The following is a 4,746-nucleotide window of genomic DNA, read 5'->3' on the forward strand; positions in this document are numbered from 1 at the left end:
TTGCAAACTTTCTTATCATCTTTTGTTTCTCACTTTCGTTGCGAAACAACTTAAAAAGTCAATTCTAAAACTGAAGTTTTAACCTTGACTTTTTTATGGAAATAAAAATGAATTTCAGTGATTTTGGTAAAAAACTTTGCAGCCAGTCAGGAATACTGCAATTGATGGACGACATAGGCAGGCCGCTTCCAAAAAACGTAAAACCATACAGGCTTGGCGGCGGAAATCCCGCTATGATTCCGGAAATTTCTGCAATGTACAGGCAGGAAATGCAAAAAATAATGAACAACGGCGATGAATTTGAAAAACTTATCGGGCTTTATGACAGTCCTCAGGGAAGAATGTCCTTTATCGAAACAGTCGCCGAATATCTTTCTAAAACTTACGGCTGGAAAATAGGACCGGAAAATGTTGCGATTTCCAACGGAAGCCAGAGCGCCTGTTTTTATCTTTTTAACCTTTTGGCAGGAACTTTCAGCTCTGACGGTTCTAAAAATAGAAAAAAAATTGTATTTCCGCTTGCTCCGGAATATATCGGTTACGCGGATCAGGGAATCGAAAAAGAAATGTTTGTTTCAATTCCGTCAACATGGAAAGAAGAGGCCGATCATACTTTTAAGTACCATGTAAATTTTGAGCTTCTTGAAGAATATATGAAAAAAAACTCTCAGGTTGGAGCAATCTGCGTAACACGGCCGACAAATCCCTCAGGAAATGTTCTTACAGATTCTGAAATTACCAGGCTTTCTAAAATTGCGAAGCAATATTCAATTCCGCTCATAATCGACAACGCATACGGACTTCCATGGCCGAACATTATTTTTACAAGCGATGCAAGCCCGTATTATGACGACAATGTTGTTTTGAGCATGAGTTTGAGCAAGATTGGCCTGCCTTCGCTTCGTACTGGAATTATAATCGCTCCTGCCGAAATCGTAACGGCAATCGGAAACATGAACGCAATCGCAGCCCTTGCTTCTGGGTCTTTTGGACAGGCTTTGGCAGAAAATCTCATAAAAACAGGCGCCCTTGTTGAAAAAGCAAAGAATTTTGTCCGCCCGTATTATGAAAACAAGGCAAAAAAGGCAGCTCAGGCTTTCCACAAATATTTTGCCGGAACAGACTATGCCGTTCACAAAAGCGAAGGCTCCATTTTTCAGTGGCTGCTTTTAAAAGGGCTTTCAATTCCTACAATGCAGTTCTATTCTGAATTAAAAAAGAAAGGCGTAATCGTTGTTCCGGGAGAGTATTTTTTCTTTGGAGACGACACAGAGCACGGACTTCCGCCAGTCTGCGAACATCCTCACTTCAATAAATGTCTTCGCATAAATTACGCAGGAGACGAGGATGAAGTTGATGAAGGCATCAGGATAATCGCCGAAACTTACCGGAAATTTTCTAAATAGACGTCTTTTCGTTGAGCTTTTCGGCAACAGCCAGAAGTTTTTCACGGTCGTTCATTGACGGATCATCAAGAACGGCCTGGAAAAGTTCATTTAAAATCAAGCCAAGTTTTTTTCCAGGCTGAATTCCTCTTTCAATAAGGTCTTTTCCATTCACTTTTAGATCTTTCAAGCTCAAAGCCGAGTGTTCATCCTCGATTTTTTTAATCCGCTCTTTTAGTTCAAGAATGTTTTGAATTACGGGGTCGCCGGGTTCTGCCTTTTCGCAATTTTTGCCATAGTTGTCGGCAAGCCTGAGTTCAAAAAGGTCGTCAAGATAGCCTTTTCCCACTCTAACCAAAAAACGGCGCACAGAAGAATCTTTCCATTCCGGCTCATAATAAAACATATGCTCGCGAATCAGGTGGCAGACTCTTTCGATTTCGGCATTTGAAAATTTTAACCTTGCAAGGACTTTTTCCGCAATTTCCGCCGAATAAATTTCGTGTTTCCAAAAATGAATTATTTCAATTTTTTCTTTCGTCACAGGATTTTCTTCAAAACTTACAGTTCTTGCCCTTACTTTTCCTACATCATGAAAAAGGGCTGCAATTCTGACAATATAATTGTCTTTTGGAGCGCCATCGCACGAAAAAATATTGTGATCAAGAACATCAAACTGATGAAACCCCCTCGCGTCTGCCTGCGTAACACCGCGGCCTTCTGCAAGCTCCGGAATAAAAAGCTTTAAAATTCCTGTCTGTTCCATAAGTTTTAGGCCGACAGACGGAAGAGGACTTTTTAAAATCTTCAAAAATTCGTCGCGGAAACGTTCCATCGAAATTGAATTGATTTTTTTCTGAACTTCGCAATTGGAAATTTCTAAAAATGTAGAGGTTTCTATGCAAAAATCCAGCTGGCTTGCAAACCTAAGCGCCCGCACAGGACGCAGGCCGTCTTCCATAAAGCGTTCATGCGGATTTCCGACTGTTCTGATTGTTCTGTTTTTTATGTCAAGCTGGCCGCCAAACGGATCGACCAAATGTCCGTCGTCAAGGCTTGCCGCGATTGCGTTCATTGTAAAATCCCTGCGGCTCAAATCGTCATCAATCGACTCAGCAAAGACCACCTTGTCAGGATGCCGTCCGTCGGAATATCCCTGGTCGGCTCTGTATGTTGTAACTTCGATTTCTTTTTTCATAAAATGAACTGTTACAGTTCCATGCTTTATTCCTGTCGGAATTACGTGACGAAAAAGTTTTATTACATCTTGCGGATGTGCATTTGTCGTCAAATCCCAGTCGCTCGCGCTTTTGTTAAGAAGAATGTCGCGCACAGCGCCGCCAACTAAAAACGCTTCAAAACCAGCTTCTTTAAAAATCGAATTCATTTTTTTGAGTTCATAGGGAATCTGAATTTTTTTCATATTTTAATCTCACTTTTTCACAAGTCCGCCCGAAAGAATTTCTATCGAATTTGAAGCAAGGCAGATAAAAACCGCCAGAATAAAAAATACAATAAAAATTATAAGGTGAACATAAAAATAGATTTTTTTAGTCGAAATAATGTAAAAAATGCACTCAAGGCAGGCTGCAAGGGCAAAAAATCCTGTCCCGATTGAAGCGCAGCATATAGAAAAAAGAATGAGATTTAAATTCTCATCAAGAAAATTCTGAATATTTCCCGAAAAAAAGAGCACAATCTGAGAAACAAGGACGCAGCTAAAAAAAATAAATGCGCGGCGCGTAAGAGAAAGAAGCAGCGGCAATCTGCGGAAAACTGTAAAATATCTGAGATTTTTCCATTTCGGCTGAGCTTTTCGGAGTTTTTTATTGTCTGACAGTTCTTTTTCCATGCTTGCTAACTGCTTTGGTTTCGTTATAAAATCATCTCTAATCTATAAAATAAATTATACAGAAAAAGGGCTGGTATGAAAAAGGGTTTTATAAGCTTTATAATAATTCTTTTATTTGCGGGATTTGTTTTTTATCTCGGTTTTGTAAGTTTTAGGGTTCCTGTCGGGAAATACGGTGTAATGACGTCAAAAACTTCCGGCGTGTATCAAAAAATCATAGAAAATGAAAAATTTTGCTGGCGATGGGAAAAAGTCATCCCAAAAAACGCTGAAATTTATGTTTTTGAAAAAAAATCCTGTGTCTTTGAGCAGTCGTTTTCAGGAGAACTGCCTTCCGGAAAAATTTATTCAAGCCTTGTTAAGGGCGAGCCTGATTTTTCCTATTCATTTGACTTTGAAATTTTTCTTTCTGTAAAACCGGAAAATCTTATAAAACTTGTGGCTGCGCAGAATTTAACAGGGCAAAAGTCGCTTGAAGAATATCTTCAAAAAATTTCTGCAAAAATTTCACAGGAATTGAGCCAGTACATTATAAAAATGAATGAAAATACAGTGATCGCTTCTTACAATGTGCCGGAAATTATCGAAAATCTTAATCTGAACAACAAATATGATTCTGTGACAGTCGATGAAATTCTTATAAAAAAGGCTTCTGTCCCTGACTTAAATCTCTATAACCTGGCAAAAGAATCTTATAAAAAGCTTCAGTCCGAAATTGATGCAAATCTGGCCGAATACGCAAAACAGCATGCTCAAAAAATCATCGAAAATGAAAATTCAGTAAAAAAACTTTCAAAAATCGGCGAAATGCTTAAGCAGTATCCGGAACTCAATTCGCTTCTTTCAAATGCAAGCGCGTCAGAAGTATTGAAAGCGCTGAATGATTTAAAATAAAAAAAACGCAGGCAAAAACAGACGAACCACCGTTTGTTTCTACGTATAAGGATAATTAAAAATGAATTTGTTTTTTAGCAAGAAATTAAGGCTTTTTGGAATTCGCGGCGCAACTGGCTGCGAAAATACTAAAGAATCAATTGCAAAAAATGTCGTCGAAATGTGCTCAAAACTTTTTTCAGAAAATAAGGTTTTGCCAGAAAATATCGTTTCTATTCAATTTACTTCGACAAATGACTTAACAGCAATGAATCCTGCCGCGGCGTTGAGGCGCGGAGAAAACTGCGGCATTGACGTTTCTAATGTACCTTTGTTCTGCAGCCAGGAACCAGAAATTGAAGGCAGCCCTGAAAAAATGATCCGCATCCTCGTTACTGCGTATCTCGGTTCAAACTCGAAGATAAAACCTGTTTATATAAACGGCGGAGAAAAGCTCCGTCCGGACTTTGCAAAAAAAAATTTAAAAAACTTTTAAAAAAATTATAAAAAGACTATTGACAGTTTTTTTTCAGTTTGCTAGTATATAAACACATCGCAGGGGTAACTAAGTAACTCAAGCGAAAAAAATAAAAATGCTGCCTTAGCTCAGTTGGTAGAGCACGTGATTTGTAATCT

General features: G+C 38.6%; 5 protein-coding genes. 3 read left to right on the top strand and 2 right to left on the bottom strand.

The genetic code is table 11. The features are described 5' to 3' along the window. The first annotated feature begins 107 nt into the window (after positions 1-107). A complete protein-coding gene (locus B3Y13_RS00260) occupies positions 108-1,406 on the top strand; it encodes a valine--pyruvate transaminase (protein WP_296022590.1) in 1,299 nt (432 codons plus the stop codon). Here the strand turns inward: B3Y13_RS00260 and B3Y13_RS00265 are convergent. Together B3Y13_RS00265 and B3Y13_RS00270 are read right to left on the bottom strand one after the other, a co-directional pair. Further along, positions 1,399-2,808 carry a CCA tRNA nucleotidyltransferase gene (locus B3Y13_RS00265; protein ID WP_296668625.1) on the bottom strand — a complete coding sequence of 470 codons (1,410 nt, stop codon included), beginning with the start codon at positions 2,806-2,808 and terminating at the stop codon, positions 1,399-1,401. The two genes, B3Y13_RS00260 and B3Y13_RS00265, sit on opposite strands and share 8 nt — an antisense overlap. A gap of 9 nt (positions 2,809-2,817) precedes the next feature. Continuing rightward, entirely contained in the window at positions 2,818-3,237 is a 420-nt protein-coding gene (locus tag B3Y13_RS00270) for a hypothetical protein (protein ID WP_296668627.1), read from the bottom strand. Between the two features lie 75 nt (positions 3,238-3,312). Here B3Y13_RS00270 and B3Y13_RS00275 point away from each other — a divergent pair, with 75 nt between their 5' ends. Next, positions 3,313-4,131, top strand: a complete 819-nt coding sequence (locus tag B3Y13_RS00275; protein ID WP_296668629.1) for a hypothetical protein — start codon at positions 3,313-3,315, stop codon at positions 4,129-4,131. 61 nt (positions 4,132-4,192) lie between these two features. Continuing rightward, complete coding sequence (aroH, locus tag B3Y13_RS00280) at positions 4,193-4,606, top strand: chorismate mutase (RefSeq protein WP_296022594.1); 414 nt, start codon at positions 4,193-4,195, stop codon at positions 4,604-4,606. The last annotated feature ends 140 nt before the right edge of the window (positions 4,607-4,746 follow it).

The organism is Treponema sp. UBA7567 (genome assembly GCF_002476655.1).
GTDB lineage: Bacteria > Spirochaetota > Spirochaetia > Treponematales > Treponemataceae > Treponema_D.